General features: G+C 73.0%; 9 protein-coding genes. 6 read left to right on the forward strand and 3 right to left on the reverse strand.

What is annotated here, in order from left to right:
• Positions 1 to 46 precede the first annotated feature (46 nt).
• Positions 47 to 1189 (reverse strand): Scr1 family TA system antitoxin-like transcriptional regulator, encoded by a 1143-nt coding sequence (locus ABZ194_RS23850; protein WP_355599222.1) that lies wholly within the window; start codon positions 1187 to 1189, stop codon positions 47 to 49.
• A gap of 232 nt (positions 1190 to 1421) precedes the next feature.
• Between ABZ194_RS23850 and ABZ194_RS23855 the strand changes: the two genes are divergently transcribed.
• Genes ABZ194_RS23855 through ABZ194_RS23870 form a run of 4 tightly spaced genes read left to right on the forward strand, consistent with a single transcriptional unit; the run spans position 1422 to position 8594 of the window.
• Positions 1422 to 2639 carry a hypothetical protein gene (locus tag ABZ194_RS23855; protein ID WP_355599223.1) on the forward strand — a complete coding sequence of 406 codons (1218 nt, stop codon included), beginning with the start codon at positions 1422 to 1424 and terminating at the stop codon, positions 2637 to 2639.
• A complete protein-coding gene (locus tag ABZ194_RS23860; protein ID WP_355599224.1) occupies positions 2629 to 3915 on the forward strand; it encodes a hypothetical protein in 1287 nt (428 codons plus the stop codon). Before ABZ194_RS23855 ends, ABZ194_RS23860 begins: the two co-directional genes overlap by 11 nt.
• Positions 3916 to 3929: 14 nt before the next feature.
• On the forward strand, positions 3930 to 7208 hold the full coding sequence (locus ABZ194_RS23865; protein ID WP_355599225.1) for a chromosome partitioning protein ParA: 3279 nt from the start codon (positions 3930 to 3932) through the stop codon (positions 7206 to 7208).
• A 39-nt stretch (positions 7209 to 7247) separates the two neighbouring features.
• Positions 7248 to 8594, forward strand: coding sequence for a threonine/serine exporter family protein (locus ABZ194_RS23870; RefSeq protein ID WP_355599226.1), 1347 nt, complete (start codon positions 7248 to 7250; stop codon positions 8592 to 8594).
• Positions 8595 to 8602: 8 nt separating this feature from the next.
• Here the strand turns inward: ABZ194_RS23870 and ABZ194_RS23875 are convergent, their stop codons facing one another.
• Positions 8603 to 12655: an AAA family ATPase gene (locus tag ABZ194_RS23875; protein ID WP_355599227.1), complete on the reverse strand. Its 4053-nt coding sequence runs from the start codon at positions 12653 to 12655 to the stop codon at positions 8603 to 8605.
• Positions 12656 to 13783, reverse strand: a complete 1128-nt coding sequence (locus ABZ194_RS23880; protein WP_355599228.1) for an exonuclease SbcCD subunit D — start codon at positions 13781 to 13783, stop codon at positions 12656 to 12658.
• Positions 13784 to 13977: 194 nt separating this feature from the next.
• On the opposite strand from ABZ194_RS23880, the gene ABZ194_RS23885 reads away from it, so the two are divergent.
• Positions 13978 to 15441 (forward strand): prolyl oligopeptidase family serine peptidase, encoded by a 1464-nt coding sequence (locus ABZ194_RS23885; protein WP_355599230.1) that lies wholly within the window; start codon positions 13978 to 13980, stop codon positions 15439 to 15441.
• A gap of 767 nt (positions 15442 to 16208) precedes the next feature.
• Positions 16209 to 22274 (forward strand): RHS repeat-associated core domain-containing protein (locus ABZ194_RS23890; RefSeq protein ID WP_355599229.1); only part of this gene is annotated, 6066 nt, incomplete at its 3' end.

A 22274-nucleotide genomic window follows, 5' to 3' on the forward strand; every position in this document is an offset into this window, starting at 1 on the left:
GCCCAGCGTAGATCGTTTCGCCGGCGCGCCGCTCGGCTGGGCCGGGTCAGGCCGGCGCGGGAAGCCCGTTCCTGACCTCCGTGAGCACGTCCACCGTCTCCTCCGGCATGCACGCCGCCACCGTCAGCCTGGCGAACGCCTCGTGGTAGGCGTCCACGTCCGTGCCGTCCAGCACGAAGTCGTTGTTGAACTGATGGGCCGACACCACCGGCTCCGCGTCGGGAAACCTGAACATCGTGAACGGCGCCGAGCGCGGCACATAGGGCGAGGTCAGCCTGGTCACCTGCAGGGTGACATGAGGCTCCTTCGACATGCGGACCAGGTGGTCGAGCTGCTCGGCCTGCGCCCGGGGCCCGGCGATGCACCGCATCAGCGCGGCCTCGTCGACGACGGCCCAGAGTCTCGGGCCGCCGTTCCCCGCCAGCGCGTCCTGCCGGCGCATCGTCGTCTCCACCGCCACCTCGACGAAGTCGGGGGCGGGGGGAGGATGCTGGGACACGTGGACCGCCGCCGTGGCGTACTCGGGGGTCTGCAACAGCGGGGGGACGAACTGGAGCTGATAGGTGCGGATCAGCTCCGCGCGCTGCTCCAGCCCGAACGTCGCCGACACCCACAGCGGGATGGCGGACGCGTCCCACCAGCCGGGGGCGCGCTCGCCCCGGGCGATCGACAAGACCGCCTCCCGTTGGAAGCGGGCGGTCACGCCGTAGAGGGTGAGCAGCGCCTCGACGTCGTCGAGTGGGGTCTCGGTCCCGGCGACGCCGTTCTCCACGGACGTGACCACCCGCTCGTCAACGTCGACCATGTCCCCGGCCTGCGCCGGAGACAGCCCGCGTGTCTCCCGGAGGAGTCGCAGCCGCTCGCCCAGAACGGCGCGCTGGCCGACGTCGAGCCGCCCGACGACGCGGATCGGCCTCTCCTCAATGTCCGGGAGGGCCGAATCGCTGTCGCCGGAAGAGAAAGGGCCGGGCACGTCGTCCCCGGCGAGCCATCCCAAAGGGACCTGAAGCAGTACAGCGAGCGCTGTGAGCTGCTCCAGGGTCGGGTTGGTCCGCCGCCCCCTGCTCAACTGGTGGATGTAGACGTGAGTGGTCTGGAGTCCCGCGTCGGTGAGAGCCCTCGCCGCCTTACGGGTGGAGTAGCCGCGCCGGCGCAGCGCCTCCCCCAGCCGGTCGGCCAGATATGCCACCCAGGTAGCTCCTGTTCGGAAATAGTGCCCTACATGACGCGAGGAGCACAGCGTACGCCCGTTAACTCGGAGTTAACAACCCGGGAAAATCTCCAGCAGGCCCCCCGTGGTCGCGCCTCAGCCCCGGCAGGCCCCCCATCATCTCCGGCCGCCGCCCGGCGACACGGCGGCGTCACCACGCATCTCCCGTTCCGGGCCTGAAGTGTCGGGGGCACCCCTTACGGTAGGGCGCGTGCCAGAGACCAACCACGAGATCACGCTCGACTCGGCCCTGTCGGAGGAGGCCGTGCTCGCGACCTACCGCCGGATGTTCGCAGCCCTCGCCCGCGACAGCGGCGCGGTGGTCGACGAGCCCGCGCTGGTCGACATCGCCGAAACGCTGTTCGCGGCGTTCGCCGAGGCGGGCGAGGAGTGGCTGACCCACGAGCAGATGCGCCACGTCTGCCGGGCCTACCCGCTGGACCGGTTCGAGAACCGGCTGCGGGTCCTCAAGGGCCTCGGCGCGATCCGCGAGGTGTTTCCCAAGCCCAACCAGCTCCGTTACCGCGCGTCGTTCACCAGCGTGGTGGGGCTGATGTTCATCCGGCGGATGATGGACGACGGCGGCCAGTCGGAGATGCACCGCCTGCTCGCGCTGGAGGACCTCAACGCCGCCGACCCCCGCACGACCATGGAGGAGGCGCGCCTGAGCGCGCGGAACCTGTCCCGTGCCTTCCGGCTCTGGGCGCTGGAGCTGATCACGTTGACCGGCGGCACCATCGAGGAACTGCGCGAGCAGGCCCCCAAACTCTGGGGCACCGAGGAGATCGCCCGCCGGGCGCAGAGCCTGCACGGCACCATCCTCACCCGATGGCCCGGCCTCGACCGCACCTGCACCGAGCTGCGCTCGGCGATCTACTCCTACAGCGACGCCTCCCGCCGGGCCGCCGGACGGCTGGCCGACTCCGCCGGCACCACCCGCAACCTGACCCTGCTCCCCGCGGAGACCTGGCGGACCTTCGCCCAGACCGCCACCAAGGAGCGCCTCGCCGCCGTGCTCGACGGATTCGTCTTCGACGCCCCCGCCCCCTGGCACGACCCGGCGGCGATCGTCCGTGCCGTGGACGAGAGTCCCCGTCCGGCACCCGCCCAGCCGACGCCGCCGCGTTCGTCACTGCCCGATCCTGGCCCCGCCGACGCCCACCGGCCGGAGGGCGGCGACCTCGACCGTCTGGCCTCCGTCGCCGAGACCGCGCTCGGCGGGCGCGCCACCGCGCGGCTGGAGGAGCTGCTCACCGCCGACGGAGAATGGGTCTCCGCCCGCCGCCTGCTGGCCGACCTCGTCTCGGCCGACCTGCGCCCGGAGTCGCCCTACCGGCTGCGATGGTCCGACGCCCTCACCGTCGACCCGGACGCCGAGCCCGGCTGGCTGTCCCACGGCCGTCTGGAGAGGGTGGGGCATGACGCCTGAGTCGGCGCACGCGCGAGCCAGGGCGGCCGGTCCGCTCCCGCTCGCCGAGGGTGAGGCCGCCCCCCGCGGGATGACCCGGCTGATCCTCGGCGACGGGACCGGCCTGGCACTGCCGGCGTGGCCGGACGGGGCGACCCCGTCGCTTCTGGAGGAGTATCAGGTCGCGCCGGTCGCCGTGGAGCGCTCAGGAGAGACCCGGCGGGTGCTGGCCGCGGCGCTGAGGTGCTGTTGGACGGACGTGACCGCCGATCCGTGGCCGGGCGTCCCTGCCCCGGTGGAGGAGGTCCTGTCCGCCTACCGGGCGCTGATCGGGCGCGGCGACGACCTCATGCGCAACTGGGCGATCGGCGCGCTGCGCCGCCTGCACGACTCGGCGTGGCTGGAGGTGGACGCCGGGACCGTACGGCTCGGCCCCCGCTGCGCCTGCTGGCCCGCCGAGTCCCACGCCCAGCTCAGGGAGCTGATGCGCCGCCTGCCGTCCGGCGAGAACCACTCCCCCGGGCCGGCCGTTCTTCCCGTTCTTCCCGTCACCGGGTCCGGGACCGATCGTGGCAACGGGAGCGCCAAGGACGCCGGAGTCGGCGGGGAGACCGGAGACGCCACCGGCTCCGGGGATGCCGGAGGTGTCGGGGGCTCCAGAGGGGAGGCTTCCACCGGCGTCGCCGTCCCCGGCGGCGTCGACGAGGATCTGCTGGACCCGTTCGACGAGCGGCGCAGGGCCGAGATCGTGGCGGCCTTCATGGCGGTGGAGCACGCGGCCGAGCCGGCCCACGAGGCACGGTTTCCCGCGCTGCGCGATCCGGTGCCGCGCCGTACGATCGCGGAGATGCTGCTGCGGCGCGGCCGGACCCTGATCCAGGATCGTGAGGCGTGGACCTCGGGATACGCCGACGAGGTGGCCTCGGAGACGGGCACCACCGTGGGTGAGGCCGAGCGGGCGGTGCTGGTGCTCGTGCTGATCCACTCGGTGGCGATCCCCCGCGCCGAGGGCCTGCTGCCCGCCGACAGCTGGCTGTCGCCGTTCCCCGCCCAGGTGGACGAGCTGCGGCGGCACACCAGGCTGCCGGTCGGCGAGCTGGACGCCGCGCTGCGGACGCTGCGCCAGGCGGGTCTGCTCACCCAGGTCAAGGCCGGTGAGGAGGCCGGGGGCTACGTGCCGGGCCCGCAGTTCCACCGGCTGACCCCGCAGGCCAGAAGGCGCCTGCAGGAGGAGCTGATCCTGGCCGCGGGGCCGCACACCCCGCTGGCCTCGGCCGTGAGGGCCAATCGCCGATGAAGGGAACGACAGGGGTGACCGGACAACCGGACCGGGCCGAGCCGGGCTCGCGGAGCGGCGGCGCCGACGGAAAAAACGGGGCCGGCGGGGAGAGCGGGGCCGGCGGGGAGAGCGGGGCCGGGGACACCGGGACGCCGAGCCGGGCACACGGGAGCCAGGCGAGCCTGACGCCGGTGGAGGCCCGGGCCGGCGCGCCCGGGGAGAACGTGGTCGGCGACCGCGTGCTGATCGCGGTGCAGGCGGTCAACGTCTCCCGGCTGTCCACCCATCCGGTGCCGATCGTGCCGGGCACGCTGGTCGTGGTGGCCGGCGCGGGGCCGAAGGACTCCAACGGCGCGGGCAAGTCCTCGTTCATCGCGATGATCACCGCGCTGCTCGGTGACGAGCAGTGGCGTTTCGCCTCGGGGGCCAAGGCGGTGTCGGAGCTGCTGTTCAACGCCGAGCTCGCCGCGGGCGGCGGCGGCAGGACGTGGGCCAGCGCCGATCACGGCTACATCGTCGGCGTCTTCGCCGGGGCCGACTCGGTGGACGACGCCATGACCGTGTGGCTGCGGGTCAACCAGGAGGCACCACACCTGGAGATCCGCTGGACCCAGGGGGTGTGCGTGGCGTCGGCCGCCTCGGAGGCCGAGCGGGTGACGCGGGCCGACGAGCTCTGGGCGACGCTGCCGCGCTCGGCGGGACGCCGGGACGTGGTGGCGCGAGACCTGACCAGGTTCCTCTACGGCGACCGGGTCAGATGTGTGTCGTTCCTGTCGACCTCGGTGCGGAGCAAGGTCGCCACCAACCTGCTCTCCCAGCCGCTCAACGAGATCTCCCCCGAGCGGGTCTTCGAGGCGATCGCCGCGCTGACCGGACTGGACACCGAGCTCGACCAGGAACGCGAGGCCAGGCGCGACGAGCACGCCAAACGGGTGCGGGCGGCGCGGGCCGTGGAACTGCTCAAGGAGTTCGAGGGCGAGTCACGGGTGCTGCTGGAGACCTTCGACCGGCGTGACCGGGCCCGGGTACGGCTGGCGGAGGCGCTGCGCTGCCGGCGGGGGCGGCTGGCCCGCAGGCTCGCCGACGCGGCGCGCCGGGACGGGTCGCTCGCCGCCGACCTGGAGCGGTTCCGCGCGGCGGGCGAACGCGCGGCCGAGGCCGTCGCCGAGGTCAGGGCGGAGATCGCCACGCTGAAGGACGACACGCTGGAGCGCGGCCTGGCCGAGGCGCGCGGGGAGCTGACCGCCCTGCAGGCCCGCGCCGCCAAGCTGGACGCCGACCGGGCGGTGGCGGAGAACTCGGTGGACGAGCTGCGCGGCCTGCTGCCCGGACTGGAGGAGCGGCGGCGGCTGGCCGACGGCCGCGACGTGAGGACGGCGGAGGCCGAGCTGGCCCAGACCAGGCTCGGGCTCAACGAGGCGCTGAAGGCGCTTGGCGTGGCAGACCGTGAGGTCGACGGTGCCGGGGCTGCGCTGGACGACGCCGAGGGCGGTCCGGCGGCCGCCCAGCTCAACGCGCTCGCCGCGGCGGGTGTCGGGGCGACCGGCCTGCTCGACGCGCTCGACGTGGCCGAGCAGGCCCGTGACGGGGAGACGGCACCGGGCCACCCGGGAGAGGCTGCGGACTCCGCGGAGCGGGCGGCCCCCGACCACGCCGGACAGGACCGGGCGGGTGTCACGGGAAAAACGGCGGCGGACTCCGCGGGGCAGGCCGCGGACCACACGGGACCGATCGTGGCGGGCGCCGCGGGACAGGCCGGGGCAGGTGCCGCGGGGCGGGTGGTGGCGGCGGTTCTGGGCGCCCGGGGGTGGCCTCGGGAGCACGCCGTGATCGTGGACACGACCGACCTGGCGTCCGCGACGCGCGCTCTGGCCGCGCTACCCGGATCGGTGCTGGTCAGCGCGGCGGGTGTCACCGTCGTGGGGGCGTTCGACGCGGTGGCCACCGGCAGGGAGGCCCGGATCAAGGCGGCCGAGCAGCGACTGCATCGGGCCCGGGACGTCCAGGAGACGGCCGCGACGGTGGTGCGGGCCGCCGAGGACGGGGTGGCCGAGGCCGAGCGGCGGCTGGAGGGGGCCAGGGCCGCCGTGCAGCTGGCCGACATCGAGCGGCGGATGGCCGAGCGGCGCGGCGCGCTCACCGAGCTCACCGAGGCGCTGGCCGGGATCGTGCCCAAGGTGGCCGAGGCCGAGCGGCGGGCGAGCACACTCGACTTCCGCGCCCGGACCAGGAGCATGGAGGCCGAGCGTCTGGAGGGCCGCCGGGCCCGGCACGAGGCGGAGCGCGACCAGGCCGCGGAGCAGGCGGCCGGGGTCACCGCGGAACGGGCGGCGCTCGGGATGGGCGCGCTGGCCGAGGAGTGGGGCGGCACGGCCGACGGCGCCCGCGAGTGGCTGGAGGCGCTGAGCGAGCAGGAGCTGCCCCTGACGGCCGAGGAGTGGTGGCGGGCCGCCGAGCGCCGCCTGGACGAGGCGCTGCGCGACACCTTCCCCGGCGAGCACGACGAGATGCCCGAGGAGCTGGGGTTCCTGATCCGGCGGCGGACCGAGCCCGGTGCCGGGCGCACCGCGCGCGAGCAGGCGACGTTCCCCGGTGTCTGCACGGCGCTCGCCTCCTACCTACGGGGCCAGGAGGAGTACGAACACCATCAGCGCCGCCAGATCGAGAGCCAGCTCACCACCCGGCAGCGGGACCTGGCCGCCGCCGCCAAGGGCGCCGAGGAGGCCGCCCAGTCCACCGCGGTGCACCGGGCCGCGCTGACCGCCGCGATCAGGGCACGGCTGGCGCGGGTGGCCGAAGAGTTCGAGAAGCTGGACACCTCCTACGGCGGTTACGGCGCGACACTGGAGTTCCCGGTGCCGCCCGCACCCGCCGATCCGGAGCAGCGCTGGGCGTGGCGGGTCACACCCAAGTGGCGCCGGGGTGAGGGGCAGGGTTTCGTGCCGTACAACCGGCGGGCCAACACCGCGCTGATGGACGAGAAAGCGGTGAAACTGGTCTGCGCGGCGGCGATCGCCTCCTCCGGTGGCGGCCACCTCTGCCTGGTCCTGGACGAGCTGGGGCGCAACCTCGGCAAGGAGCATCGCAGAGAGGCGGTGGCGCTGTTCCGCCGGATCGGCGAGACCTACGGGATCACGGTGATCGGCGCGCTCCAAGACGACATGGAGCCCTACGCGGTCGACGCCTGCGGGCAGTACATCAAGCTGCGGCGCTCCTCCGACGCCATGCCGTACAACGAGCCCCCCGTGATCATCGGTCATGACCGCCACACCGAACGGGTGCGTGCGCTCGCCTCGGCGGTGGGGAGGTAGCCTCGGCGGAGAAGTGACCGTGCGAGGTCGGGAGAACAGGTGTCGGCGTCACCGCTGGAGCGGGCACCCGCCAAACAGGACCTCTACCGGGCCATGGCGCTGGCGCTGCGGGTGGGCGAGCTGCTGCTCGGCAGCGGTGAGGGCACCGAGACGGTCGCCGGCGCCATGCGCAGGATCACCAACGCCTACGGCGTTCCGCACTGCGAGGCCGACGTCAACCTGTCGGCCATCACGCTGTCGCACGTCCCCTCAGACGGCAGCGTGCCGGTCACCGCGGAACGCCGGGTCCGGCGGCGCCTGCCCGACTACGACCGGCTGATCGCGGTCCACGAGATGCTCAGGGAGACCTCCGGCGGTTCGGTGCCACTCGACGAGGCCGAGATCAGGCTGCGGAAGATCACCCGGCGGGTGCGGGTCTATCCCGACTGGTTCCTGGTCACGGCGCTCGCGCTCATCGCCTCCTCCGCCAGCATCCTGGTCGGCGGCGGCGCACTGGTGGCGGTGGCCGCGTTCGCCGCCACCGTGCTGGGCGACCGGGCCAGCGCCTGGCTGGCCCGGCGGGGCGTCGCGGAGTTCTTCCAGCTCACGGTGGCGGCGATGCTCGGCTCGCTGACGGCGGTGCTGATGGTCGCGCTCGGTGTGCCGGTGCGGGCGGAGGCCGTGGTGGTCGGCGCGGTCATCGCGCTGCTGCCCGGCCGTCCGATGGTGGCCTGCGTGCAGGACGGCATCGCCGGGGAGTACGTCACGGCGACCGCCCGGCTGTTCGAGGTGTTCTTCATCCTGACCGCGGTCATCTCCGGTATCGGCATCACGCTGTACGCGGCCGTCCGCATGGGTGTGCCGCTGACCGTGGAGGACGTGCCCGCCGCACCGCTGCTGATCAGGCCGGAGCAGCTGCTGGGAGCCATCGGGGTGACGCTGTCGTTCGCCGTCGCCCTGCTGGTGCCGCCCCGCCACCTGATCCCGGCGGCGATCTGCGGGGCGATGATCTGGGTGATCTTCGTGCAGCTGCACGCCTGGCAGGTTCCGATGATCCTGGCGACGGCGATCTCGGCGGCGGCCGTGGGGCTGTTCGGCAGCGCCTACGCCGGACGCGCCCGAGTGCCCTCGATGGTGATCACGATTCCGGCGATCGGCTCGCTGCTGCCCGGCACCGCGCTCTACCGGGGCATGCTCGACGTCAGCCTCGGCCACGGGGACGCGGGCCTGGCCGGCCTGCTGCAGGCCCTGTCGACCGCCCTCGCCCTGGGCGCCGGGGTCATCCTGGGCGCGGAGATCCTGCGCGCGATCACCGGCTCCGACCTGACAAGACGGGTGCGCCGCCCGACCCCCCTTCCGAAGCCGTTCATCAGCCGCCCCGCCGCCCGCCGCACCCGAGGCTACTGACCGTAAGGTCAGGAGACGGAGACCGACAGTGTGGAGCCACGGTGCTCCTTGTGGACCCGCAACCGCGCGGGGACGCGGGTGCGCAGCTCGGCGACGTGACTGACGATGCCGACGGCCCGGCCACCGTCGCGGAGGCCGTCGAGGATGTCGAGCACGCCGTCGAGGGTGTCCTCGTCCAGGGTGCCGAAGCCCTCGTCGACGAAGAGGGTGCCGAGTTCGGCTCCTCCGGCCTCGCCGGTGACCACGTCGGCCAGGCCGAGGGCGAGCGACAGCGAGGCGATGAAGCTCTCGCCGCCGGACAGTGTCGCCGGATCCCGGTCCATCCCGGTCCAGCCGTCCAGGATCCGCAGCCCGAGCCCGCCACCGGACCTGCTCCGGTCACCCGCCGAACGGCCGAGGTCATGCTGAAGGAGGTAACGCCCGCCCGACATGTGGCCGAGCCGCTCGTTGGCCGACTCGACCACCTGGCGCAGGCGCTCGCCGAGCACGTAGGACGACAGCCGCATGTTCCACCGGTTGTCGCCGGAGGTCCCGCCGGTCAGAGCCGCGAGCCGGTCGGCGAGGCGGTGCCGTCGCGCCGCGGGCAGCCAGCGGTCCAGGCATCCGGCCAGTTCGGCGTGGAGCGCGGCCAGCCGGGCCCGGCGCGCCTCGGCCCGGTCCCGGGCGGAGAGCAGCCCCGCGTGAGCGGCGTCGGCGGCGTCCCGCGCGGCCTGCAGCTCGCCGAGATCGGGCTCCGGCTCGGCCGCGGCGGCGATCAGCTCGGGGTCGGCCAGCAGGTCGGCGACGGCGGAGCGCTCGCCGTCGAGCTCGCGGAGCCGTTCGGCCTTCTCCTCCCTCTCGGCGGGCGGGCGGACCGCCGCGAGCGCGTCCTCGATCCCGAGGAACCCCGCCTCGGTGACCGCGGCCAGCGCCCCGGCCCGGGCCGTCGCCAGCTCGGTCGCGGTGGCCCGTTCCTCCCGGGTGGCCTCGACCGCCTCGCCGAACAGCCCGGCCTCGCCGGCCAGCCGGTCCAGCCGGGCGGCCAGGGTCGGATCCGCTCCCCTGGCCTCGTCGACACGCGCGGTCAGCCGTTCGGCGTCGGCGGCCAGCCGTTCCACCGCCGTACCGCGGGCGGCCAGCGTGACCGCCAGCCCCCGTGAGCGCTCCTCCAGCTCGTTCAGCTCGACCCCGATCAGGCCGGCCTCGGCCACCAGTCCGGGCTCCGCCTCGGCCGACTCCCGCAGCAGGGCCAGCGTCCGCTCGGCCGTCCCGAGCGCTCGCGCCGCGGACTCCACGGTGAGGTCCGTCCTGCCGCCGGCCTCGCGGTGGGAGGCCGCCGCGTCGGCGACACGGGTGGCCGCCAGGCACGCGGAGGCCAGCAGGACGGCCTCCGCCGCGAGGCGGTCGCGGCGGGCCTGAACGGTGGGGTCCGCGCCACGGGCCCCGTCCAGACGGGCGGCCAGCCGGTCGCGCTCGGCCTGCCACCCCGCTTGACGGACACGGCCCTCGGCCAGCAGTCCGGCGGCCTCCGCCGCCCGGATTCTCACCTCGTCCAGCTCGGCCGTGACGCGGTCCGCCTCCCCGGCGAGCGCCGTCTCGGTGTCCGCGACGGCCGTCAGGGCGGCCAGTTCTCCCCCGATCTCGCCGAGGGCCTCCTGCGCCCGGTGGGCGGACAACTCGCCCGCCACGGCGAGCGCCTCGTCGAGACGTGAGGCCAGAGCGGTGGCGGTGTTCTCGGCTGAGCGGCGCCGCTCGGCGGCCTCGTCGAAGGCGCTCTGGGCGGCGCGCTCGTCGGTGGCGGTGGGTGCCTCGCCGGCCGGGGCGGCCGGGGCGGGATGGTCGGGCGAACCGCAGACCGCGCAGGGCTCGCCGAGCACGAGCTTGGCCGCCAGCTCGGCGGCCATGCCGTCGATCCTGGCCTGGCGGAGGTCCTGGTAACGGTCGCGGCACCGCTGGGCCTCCTCCACCGCCTCGGCCTGGGCGGCCTGAGCGGTCTCCAGCTCGGCGCGGAGGGTGTCGCGGCGCCGGGCCGCGTCGAGCCTGGCGGCGGCGGCGTCGGCCCGCGCCCGAACGGCGGGGATCTCGGCCATCCGGCCCCTGGCCGTGGTCAGCCGCGCCGACACCTCGCCGAGCTCGGCGGGCAGCTCCTCCAGCCTCCGGCGGAGCACGGCCTCCCGGCCGGCCGTCGCCCGAAGCTCGACGTCGAGCGCGGCGAGCGAGTCGGCGAGCTCGGCCAGGTGGACCTCGTCGTCCCGGAGCCCCTCCAGCCCGGCGATCCCCTCCCGGCGCTCACGCTCCCAGAAGGCCAGCAGCTCCCGGACCTCAACCGCCTCCGGCGGGGTCTCGTCCGCGGCGTCCCCCGCCGACGGGTCCTCTTCGGGGACGCCGGCGTCCGGGAGACACCCCTTCGGCACGGTCTCATCCAGCACGGCGGACAGGGCGGAGAGTCCGGCCGCGAGGTCGTGACGGGCGGCGGCCAGCTCGGCGGCCAGTCCGTCACGGTGTTCGGCCGCCCGCAGGCGGTCGGCCGCGACCTCCACGGCCGACTCGGCGGCCGGGATCCTGGCGGCGTCCAGGCGAGCGGCCGAAAGGCGGGCCTCCAGATCCCGGCGGAGGCCGGGAAGGATCGCGAGGCGGGCGTCCACCCCGGCCTGGGCCGCGCTCAGCTCGGTGATCTCACGGACGGCCAGATCGCGTTCCTGGACGATCTGCACCAGGTGCGGCTCCTCGGCGCGCAGCTCCCCCAGCCTGGTGATCTCGTCCTGACGGTCACGCGCCAGCGCGGTCAGCCGCTCCGGGGTGACGTCCCCACCCGCCTCGACGAGGGGAAGCGCGCGGGCGACGGCGTCGGCGGCCAGGCGGCGGGCCTTGGTCGCGGCCTCGGCGCGCTGCTCGGCGACCTGGACCAGCGGCAGCACCCGCTCGGCGCGGGCCGCCTCCGCCAGGACGACCTCCAGATCCGCCCGCTCCTCGGCGGTCTCCTCCAGCGCCCGGCCACGGGTCAGCGCATCGGCACGGCGGCGCCGCCGGTCGGCCAGCGCGACGCCCTGCTCCAGTCTCGCCCGCGCCCGCCGTACCGCGTCCTCGTGGACGGCGGAGTCGTGGCTCACCCCGGCGACCGCCTCCGCGGCGAGCGCCTCCAGCACGGCGGCCCACCCGCGCGGGTCGTCCTCGGCGGAGACCGCCCCCGGGGACCCGGCGTGGCCCTCGGGAGGACCGGGCTCCCGCTCGGAAGGGCCGGACTCCGGCGGGGATCCCGCGCCTGCCGTACCGTCCACGGCGGCCTCCCCTGCGGGGGCGGCCGTGCCGCTGACGCCCATCGGGATGGGACCGTGCGCCAGAGCGGGGCCGTGAGCCGGGGCGGGGCCGTGAGCCGGGGCGGGGCCGTGAGCCAGGGCTGCGAGGAGGTCGGGGCCCGCGGCCTCCTCCAGGCGCTTGACCGCGAAGTCCACCTCCTTGTGGAGGGCCTGCTGCTCGCGGTGGGCCTCGGTCCGCCGCTCCGCGAGCCAGGATTCGGCGTTGGCGTAGACCTTGACGGAGAAGAGGCGCTCCAGGACCCTGCGGCGGTCCTCACCGTCGGCGCGGAGGAACCTGGCGAAGTCCCCCTGGGGCAACATCGCGACCTGGAAGAACTGGTCGGCGTTCATGCCCAGCAGGGTGGCGATCAGGTCTCCGGCCTCGTCGACCCGGGTGGTCAGCCCCGCCCACTCCCCCGAGGGGGCGAGCTCCTGGACGATCGCCTTCTCGTTCTCCCTGGTGGTGCCGGTTCCCCGGAGCTTGGGGCGCTGCCAGGCGGGTGACCGGCTGATCTTCAGCCGCCGCCCCCTGATGGTGACCTCCAGCGCCACCGACGGCCCCCTGCCCGGAGGCGCGTGGTCGCAGCGCAGGCTCTTGGCGCTGTCGCGTCTGCCGGGCACCCTGCCGTAGAGGGCGTAGCAGAGCGCGTCCAGCACGGTGGTCTTGCCCGCCCCCGTGGGGCCGTGGATCAGGAACAGCCCGGCCTCGGAGAGGGCGTCGAAGTCGACCTCCTCCTCGGCGGGGAAGGAGCCGAACGCGGTGATCCACAGACGGTGCGGGCGCATCTACGCCATCGCCTCCTTGACGCGGCAGGATTCGACGGCCTGGCGGATCAGCTGGGTCTCGTCGGCGTCGGCGGCCTCGCCGCGCACCTCCCGGACGAAGTCGAGCACCACCTCGATCTCGGGGCGGCCCGCCACCTTCGGCCGCGCCTCAGCCTCCGGGACGCCGCCCTCGGGATCGAAGGAGAGCGCCAGAGTGTGCTCGAAGCGGGACCTGAGTCGTTCCATGGCGCCCTTCGGGCGGATCGGATCGGTGAGCGTGACCTGGAGCCAGTGGTCCTCGTGGGGGGCGTACTCCGCCGAGGTGAGCAGACCGTCGAGGCGCCCCCGGAGCCGGGCGACCGGCCGGGGCACCGGCGCCTCGGCGAACTCCGCGCCCACCCGGCCGTCCGGGCCGATCTCCACCAGCCAGGAGCCCTTCAGCTGACCGGCCTCGGAGAAGGAGTAGGCGATCGGGGAGCCGGAGTAGCGCACGGTCTCGCTCATCCGCTGGCGGCCGTGCAGGTGACCCAGCGCCACGTAGTCGACACCGCCGAAGGCGGAGACCGGGACGTGCGCGACGCCGCCGACGCTGATGTCGCGCTCGCTGTCACTGGCCCGCCCCCCGGTGACGAACGCGTGGGCCAGGACCACCGACCGCCCGCCCCGGCGCGCGAGATCCGCGCGGACCAGGGACATGGCGTGCTCGATCGCCGCGGTGTGGGTGCGCTCGGGCAGGTCCCAGGGGCCGCGCACCAGCTCGGGCTCCAGGTAGGGGATGCCGTAGAACGCCACGTCGTCGACGATCACGGGCTCACCGGACCGTTCCGCGTCGGTGCGCAGGTGGACGCCCGCGGCGTCGATCAGACGGGCACCGAAGCCGAGCCGGCGGGCCGAGTCGTGGTTGCCGCTGATCAGCACGGTGCGCACGCCCTCGGCGACCAGGCGCTGGAGTGCCTGGTTGCACAGGTCCACCGCGTCGACGGGTGGCAGTGCCCGGTCGTAGACGTCTCCGGAGACGACGACCACGTCGACGCGCTCGGCCCTGACCGTCTCGATCAGATGGTCGACGAAGACCCCCTGGGCGGCCAGGAGGCTCTCGCGATGGAACGAACGGCCCAGATGCCAGTCCGATGTGTGCAGCACCCGCATGTCGCTTGAAGCTAACAGGCCCCGGCGGCAAATGCGGCCACTCCCATCACTCGCCTCCCGCTCCCCCTGCCCTGAAGGCCCGGTCGTGAGTACGCTTGAAGATCGAAGGGAACGATATCGGCATACGTTCATCCCGGAGGCGGGCGACGATCGGGGAGCGGGTCGGCATGCGGGTTGGCCGAGGCGTGTTGAGCATGGCAGCGGGCGTGGTCCTGCTGGTCCTCGCGACGGTGGGCTACACCCTGCCGCCCCCCTTCGACCCACCGCCGATGGGCGTGGATCCGGTCTTCCAGGCCCTGCCCGCCCAGCCGCCCGCGGAGATCAGGCCGGTCTCCGCCAACGGGCAGATCTCCGTGGAGGACATCACCGTCGACGCCGGCGACACCAGGCTCGGCGCCACGGTCCGCGCGCCGCTCACCCCCGGCAGACACCCGGCCCTGATCTTCGTGCAGGGGGCGGGGCCGGGCGCCCGGGGCGAGTTCACCACCCAGGCGGAGTGGCTGGCCAGGGCGGGGATCGTGACGCTCGTCTACGACAAGCGGAGCGTGCGCTACGACTTCCGTAACCGCGACTTCGCCCTGCTGGCCGACGACGCGCTGCGCGTGCTGGCCCGGCTGCGCCTGCGCGCCGACGTCGATCCGGCCAGGACCGGGCTCTGGGGGGTGAGCGAGGGCAGCTGGGTGGTCCCGATCGCGGCGGCCAGAAGCGACGACGTCGGGTTCACCGTGCTGGTGTCGGCCCCCAACGTCTCACCCATGCGGCAGGTCACCTGGGCGCTGAGCGAGCAACTCGACCGGCTGCACGCCCCCTCCGGGGTTCGGGAGCTCCTCACCCGGGCGATGAGCGCGGTCCACATGAACTTCCTGCGCTACGACGGCCTGCCCGCGCTGCGCCGGATCCACCAGCCGGTCCTGGCCCTGTACGGCACGCGCGACCCGTCGATCCCGTTCGTGGAGAGCAGCAAGGCCCTGACCGGCGCGCTCGCCGAGGGCGGCAACACCGACTACACGATCCGCTACCTCGCGGGCGCCGACCACGGCATGCGCGTCCACGGCGGGCCGTTCGCCCCCGGCTACCTGCAGACGCTGGCCAACTGGGTCAAGGGGCTGCCGGGCACGGCCGCCCCCGCCGCGCACATCGCGGGCGCCGTCCCGGTTCAGCGCTACGAGGCCAGCGACGTGCCGCCCGCCCCGTGGTACGCCGGGGGAACGGTCCTCGGACTGGCGCTCTGCCTGGCCGCCGTCGGATACGTGGTCGGCCCGGTGGCCGAGATGGTGGTACGGCTGCGCGGCCGGCAACTGCCCGCCGAGGCCAACGCCCTGGTGTGGCCGCCGATCCGGCGCCGGCTCCGCCGCATGGCGTGGACCGGCGCCGGGCTGCTCGTCTCGGTGCTGGCCTTCATCACGCTGCTGGTGCTGTTCTCGGTCAACCAGGCCGGGGCCTGGCCGGCGGTGCTCGCCGGGTGGCTGGTCATCAGGATCCTGGCCGTGCTCATGCTGCTGCAGGAGGTCACCGCCGTCGCGGCCGTCGTGTCGGGACTACGCGAGGGCTGGGAGCCCAGCCGCCCGCAGCGGGCCGCGATCGCGGGTGTGCTGGGCGGCACCGGCCTGCTTCTGATCGCCGGGGCCTACTACAGCCTGTTCACCTTCCCCTGGTAGCAGCCGAACCGGCGGTCCATCCCGGCGGACGCCCGCTCACGCACGCACCGGCGCGGCGGACGGCACCGGGTCGTGCACGCCGCCCGGCACCCGGCATACGATCGCGTGATCGGCGTACCCCCGTGAACCCTGATATGCCCGCGTGAATCCTGAGGTGAACGTTTATAAGCGGGGGGCGATACCGGCTGGATGAATCCGTAAGACGCGGATCGGCGACCGGAGTGGTTGCTTATTAATTTACCCTCAAATGAGGGGTGCCGGCGGTGAATACGCCGGCCACGGGTTCCGGTTCTCCTCGACGGGATGCCGGCCGCACGGGGGGCCGTCGCCCTCTCTCCCGGATGTGTTTCCGGTGTGCTGAAATCAGGTTTTCGTGCCACGGGTGGCGGCTCGGTTTCACGCCCTCCCCTTTATTGGTGTTGGTAGATATTGGGGTTTTGGTGTGCGCTGTGACGTACATCACACTCACCTTTTTTCGCCTCTCCGACCTGGACGTTCGCGTCGATGACTGCACCATTGACCAGGGTTAACCAAGGTTGAAAATTACAGCATCCGTGTCATGTCACATTAAGCAGTCAGTGAACTGCTTTCTGGTGCATTGACCATTCCCGCTGCCGCGATCATCATCCATGTTGATCGTCCTTTGTCTGCTCTCCGACGTCTTCCGGCCCCCTTTTCCCGGGGCCTGTGTCGGCATGCCTGCGAAAGGGACCGAGATGCGGGTTCGGCGCGCGCGACTGTGGTTGACGGCATTGGTGGCCGGGATCGTGGTGACCCTTCTCCTCTCCGGGATGGGTGTGCCCGAGCCCCTGCTCCAACGCGCCTCCGCCGCCGCACCCGCCTCCGGCCCCGAACCGTCGGTGAAGGGCCGCGCCGTTCCCAAACCCAAGGTGAACAAGGGGGCGGAGGAGACCTCACCGCCGGTGACGAAGACGAAGCCGCCGGTATGGCCCAAGCCGGGCAGCGCCGAGGTCGCGGTGACCTCCGCGCCGGTCAGGGCCGGCACCCTCCCGGTCCGGGTCGCCTCCACCCGCCAGGGGGGCGGGATCGGCAAGGTCAAGATCGAGACCCTGGCCCCGGAGACGGTGCGCGAACTGGGCGGTGTCGGGGTGGCCGCCAGGATCGAACGGGCCGACGGCCGTACCGGCCCGGGGAGGGTGCGGGCGGAGTTCTCCTACGCCGCCTTCCGCGACGCCTACGGCGGTAACCTCGCCACCCGCCTCCAGCTGGTGCGGCTGCCCGCCTGCGCCGTACAGACCCCCCGCCCGCGCACCTGCGTCGCGCGCCCGCGGGCGGTCACCACGACCAACGACCTCAAGGCCGGGGCGCTGACCGCCGAGGTGGAACTCGGCCAGGCCACCCCCGCCACGCCCCCCACCCCGGCCAAGGGCGACGCCAAGGCCGCGGTGCGGGCGGCGGCCGAGGCGACCGCGGCCAGGCAGATGGCCGAGGGGTCGGTGTATGTGCTGATGGCCGGACTGATCGGCCCGGACGGTAACTTCGGCGCCACCGACCTCAAACCGTCGGGCACCTGGCAGGCCGGCACCTCCGGCGGCGGCTTCAGCTACGACTACCCGCTGCCCGAGGCACCGTCCGCAGCCGGGGACGGCCCGCAGCTGTCGTTGTCCTACGACGCCTCGTCGGTGGACGGCCAGGGCAACTGGACCAACAACCAGTCCAGCGCGGCCGGCGCGGGCTGGGAGCTGAACGCCGGCTTCATCGAGCGGAGGTTCCGCCGCTGCACGGTGGACAACTTCTACGACGCCCAGGCCAACCTGATCTGGACCGCCGAGGAGACCGGCAGCTTCGGCAAGGCGTTGTGCTGGGAGTCGCCCGACGCCGGCGACGATGATCCGTCCACCAACGACATGTCCCAGTCGGAGCTGGTGCTGAGCGTCGGCGGCCGCTCGGCGCGGATCGTCAAGGACCGCGCCTCCGGCGCCTGGAGGACGGTGCCCGATTTTGGGTGGAAGGTCGAGCAGCTGGCCGGCGGCGCCGACGCTCAGGAGTACTGGAAGGTCACCTCCGCCGAGGGGCAGGTGTCGCGGTTCGGCTACACCAGGGACGCCCAGTGGCAGACGCCGTATGTCGGCAACGACGCCGGCGAGCCGTGCTATGACCGCTACTACCACAACAGGGTCCCGCCGACCTGTACCGGGGTGTGGCGCTGGAACCTGGACCAGGAGATCGACCGCAACGAGAACGTCGTCGACTACTCCTACACCTTCGAGACCAACCACTTCTGCCTGCCCAGCTGCCTGCACGAGCTGAACCGGGTCCTGCCCTATCAGCGGGGCGGGTTTTTGGCCAAGGCCGAGTGGGGCCACAACACCCAGGTCGCCGGGAGTGTGCCGACCGCGCGCACGATCTTCACCACCTATGATCGCGGCGGCCTGGACGTGCCGGGCGACATGCGCTGCGACACCCCGGCGGCTTGCGCCAACTCCGCGCTCGCCTTCTACTCCACCCGCAAACTCGATTCGGTGCTGACCGAGTCGCTGAACCCCTCCGGCCTGGGCTGGGACTCGGCCGCCCGGTTGGATCTGACCTACGCCTGGATCTACACCCGCACCGATTCCGGGCCGCCGTATGATCCGGTGCTGTGGCTGGACACCGTCCAGCACACCGGCCTGGCCGGCGCCACCACCGCCCCCCTGCCCGTCACCGACTTCGACGCGGTCATGCTGGCCGGCAAAATGTCGTATGACGCCATGTCGGACTGGCCGCAGCGCCTGTCGTGGCGGATGGTGCCGCGGATCGGCGCGATCGCCAACGGCATGGGCGGCCGGATCGAGGTCTCCTACGGCCAGGCCGACCCGTGCTCGGGCGGCAACGGACGCGACGGCGGCGACTACCTCGCCGACCACGCCGGCGACTGCTACAAGGTCGACCAGACCATCCCCGGCAACACCGCCTGGACGGTCTACTACAAGCAACTCGTCACCAAGGTCGTCGAACGCGACCTGGTGGCCGCCTCCCCGGACGTGGTCAACACCTACGAGTATCGGGACGGCCCCGGCTGGGCCTCCCCCCGCCAGCACGTCGAGCCGAACCTGGCGCCCCCCTCCACCGACTGGCGCGGCTACGGCACCGTGCGCACCACCCACGGCTCCGGCACCGACCCCTCCGACTTCACCGTCACTTCCCACACCTTCTTCCGCGGCATGGGCGCCACGATCACCGACTTCGAGGGCGGCACCGTCACCGACACCCCGGCCCTGCAGGGGCAGGTGCTGCAGGAACAGGCCTGGAAACTCACCGCGCTGACCCCCCGCGCCTACACCGAGGCCGAATCCACCAGGTATGAGTACACGGTCCAGCCCACCGGCAGCGGGACCGGCGCCCACGACCCGGCGTTCGTGCTGCGCACCCGCGAACGCGGCCGGGAACTCCTGACCGGCGGCACCTGGCGCTACACCGACGAAACAACCGCCTACAACGCCGACGGCCTGCCGATCAGGGTCAACGACCACGGCGACACCACCACCGCAGCCGACAACACCTGCACCGCCACGACCTACGCCCGTAACGTGGCCGCCGGGCAGTGGTTCACCGGCCTGCCGTCGACGGCCGAGCGCCGCGCGGGAGACGACTGCGCCACCGGCGCGCTGATCGGCAGGAGCGTCAGCCTCTATGACGGCGGCTCCGACCCGGCCACCAACACCCCCAGCGACGGCAACGTCACCGAGACCCGCACCTACGCCGACGCCACCACCGTCTCCACCACCAAGGCCACCTTCGACGACTACGGCCGCCCGCTGACGGCCACCGACCCGCTGGGCAAGACCACCACCACCGCCTACAGCCCGGCCGTGGGCTGGCCGCACACCGGGGCCACCGTCACCAACCCGCTGGGACACACCGTCACCACCCAATCGTCCCACCTGAACGGGCTGCCGACCTCGCTGGTCGACGCCAACGGCAAACGCTTCGAGATCGACTATGACGCGCTTGGCCGTACCAGCACCCTGTGGGGACCGGACGAGCCGCGCGGCGGCGGCACCCCGTCGGCGACCGTCGCCTACGACGTCTCGGCGATCGCGCCAGCCACGACGACCATGCGCAAGCTGCTGTCGGGCACCGGGGCGGCCGCGAAGTATCTGACCACCTACTCCTACGACGACGGCCTTGGCCGTACCCGGGAGGTGCAGACGGACTCCCCGGCAGGCGGGCGGGTGGTCGTGACCACCGTCTACGACGGCCGGGGCCTGCCCCGGGCCGCCGGCCAGCCGGCCCACAACACCGCCGCGCCGGGCAGTGGCCTGCTCAACCCCGCGCTGACCAGCCTGCCGCAGTGGACCGAGACCGTCTACGACACCCTGCAGCGGCCCACCGCGGTGATCGAGCGCAGCCTGGCCGCCGAGCTGCGCCGCACCAGCACCGCCTATCCGGGCGCCGACCGCGTCGAGGTCACCCCGCCGGTCGGCGGCAAAACCGCCACCGTGACCGACGCCGCCGACCGCACGGTCAAGACCGAGGAGTGGAAGGACGCCGTCGTCCACCACGACACCACCTACGACTACACCGTGGCCGGGCTGCTTCACAAAATCACCGACGCCAACGGCAACGTCCGCACCTTCACCTACGACTGGATGGGGCGCCGTACCGCCGCCACCGACCCCGACTCCGGCAACACCAGCACCGGCTACGACGCCGCCGGACGCATCCTGTCGAGCGTCGACGGCAACCACAGCAAGATCTCCTACAGCTACGACGACCTGGGGCGGCGCAGCGCCCAGTGGATCGGCGAGCCGATCACCGGCGTCAAGGCCGCCGAATGGGTCTACGACACCCTCGCCAAGGGGCGACTGACCTCCTCCACCCGCTACAGCGGCGGCAACGCCTACACCGACACCGTCACCGGCTACGACAGCTCCTACCGGCCGACCGCCACCAAGCTCACCATTCCCGCCGCCGAAGGCGCCCTGGCCGGCGACTACGCCTTCACCTCCGCCTACGACCGCGCCGGAAACCCCACCGCCCAGGGCATGCCCGCCGCCGGCGGCCTGGCCGCCGAAACCCTCGCCCTGTCCTACACCGACCTGGGCCTGCCCAAGGCGCTGACCTCGAACCTCTCGGGCGCCACCACCTACGTCAAGGACACCCTCTACACCGCCACCGCCCGGCTGGCCGAACGGCACTACGGCGCCAACGCCCAGGTGAAGCGATCCTTCACCTGGGATGAGGCGACCGGCTGGCTGAACCGGCTGACCACCACCGCCAAGGCCGACACCCCCACCCCGCAGCTTGCCCAGGACGACCAGCTCACCTACAACGCCGCCGGTGAGATCACCCGCATCCTGGACGCCGCCTCCGCCGTCCCCGGCACCAGCCCCGGCCAGTCCGAATGCTTCACCTACGACGGCCTGTCCCGGCTGACCGCCGCCTTCACCACCACCGGCGCCTCCTGCGCCTCCGGCGCAGGTAGCGGGGGCGTGGACCCGTACAACCAGAGCTACGCCTACGACGCGGTCGGCAACCTCACCACCCTGACCGACGCGGGCGCCGCCGCCACCTACACCTACCCCACCCCCGGCGCCGCGGCGGTCCGCCCCAACGCGGTCACCGCCATCACCCGGCCGGGCCGCACCGACACCTACGGCTACGACAACGCCGGAAACCTCACCGCCCGCACCGTCGCCGGCAAGCAGGCCACCTTCACCTGGAACCCGCTCGGCGAGCTGGACAAGGCCGTCGTCGACGGCCGGCAGACCTCCATGGTCTACGACGCCGACGGTGACCGCCTCATCCGCCGCGACCCCGACGGCTCCGCGACCCTCTACCTGGGCGCGATGGAACTGAAACTCGCCGCCGGCACGGTGCAGGGCACCCGCTACTACACCGGCCCCGACGGCTCCACCGTCGCGATGCGCACCACCTCCGGCGTCAAATGGCTGGCCTCCGGCCTGCACAGCTCGGCCCAGCTGGCCGTCGACGACACCACCGGCCAGATCAGCCGGGAGCGCTACCTGCCCTACGGCCAGCGCCGCGGCGTCGACGACCTGCCCTTCACCGACCGCGGCTTCCTCGGCAAGATCGAGGACGACTCCACCGGCCTGACCTACCTGTCGGCCCGCTACTACGACCCGTCCATCGCCCGCTTCATCTCCACCGACCCCCTGCTCAACCTCGACAAACCCCAGTGGATCAACCCCTACAGCTACGCCGGAGACAACCCCATCGGGGCATCGGACCCCACGGGCCTGAAGCCGACATCACACTCCGGCCGAGCCGCCCCCTGCTCCAAGCCCAGCAGCATGGCCTGCAAGCTCCAGCGCAAACAGCAGGCCGACGCCAACGCCGCCGCGGCCAAGGCGGAGGTCGACCGGCAGCTCAAACTGCTGGTCGCCGCGGTCACCGCGCTGGCCAAGATCGCCGCCGACGAGCTCGGTATCACCGCGGGCATCCAGTGCTTCACCACCGGAAACCTCGGCGCCTGCGGCGAGACCGCGCTCAACGTCCTGGCCTCCCTCGCCGGCGGCCTGGTGGGCAAACTCGCCGCCAAATACGCGGCGCCCTGGAAATGGGCAAGGGCCTACGAACTCGGCAAACAGATCTGGAAACACGCCGGGGACGCCGTCAGCGGCTTCAAGGGCTGGCTGGCCGCCAAGGACAAACTCAAGATCGCCGAAAAAGCCCGGGAAGCCGCCCAGCACGCCTTCTCAGCATGCGCGAGACCGAACAGTTTCGTACCCGGCACCCCGGTGCTGATGGCCGACGGCACCCGTAAACCCATCAAACAGGTCAAGACCGGCGACAAGGTCCTGGCCACCGACCCCGACACCGGCCACACCGAGGCCAAGCCGGTAGTGGACCTCATCACCGGCGAAGGC

It is taken from the genome of Streptosporangium sp. NPDC006007 (genome assembly GCF_040614315.1).
Classification (GTDB): domain Bacteria; phylum Actinomycetota; class Actinomycetes; order Streptosporangiales; family Streptosporangiaceae; genus Streptosporangium.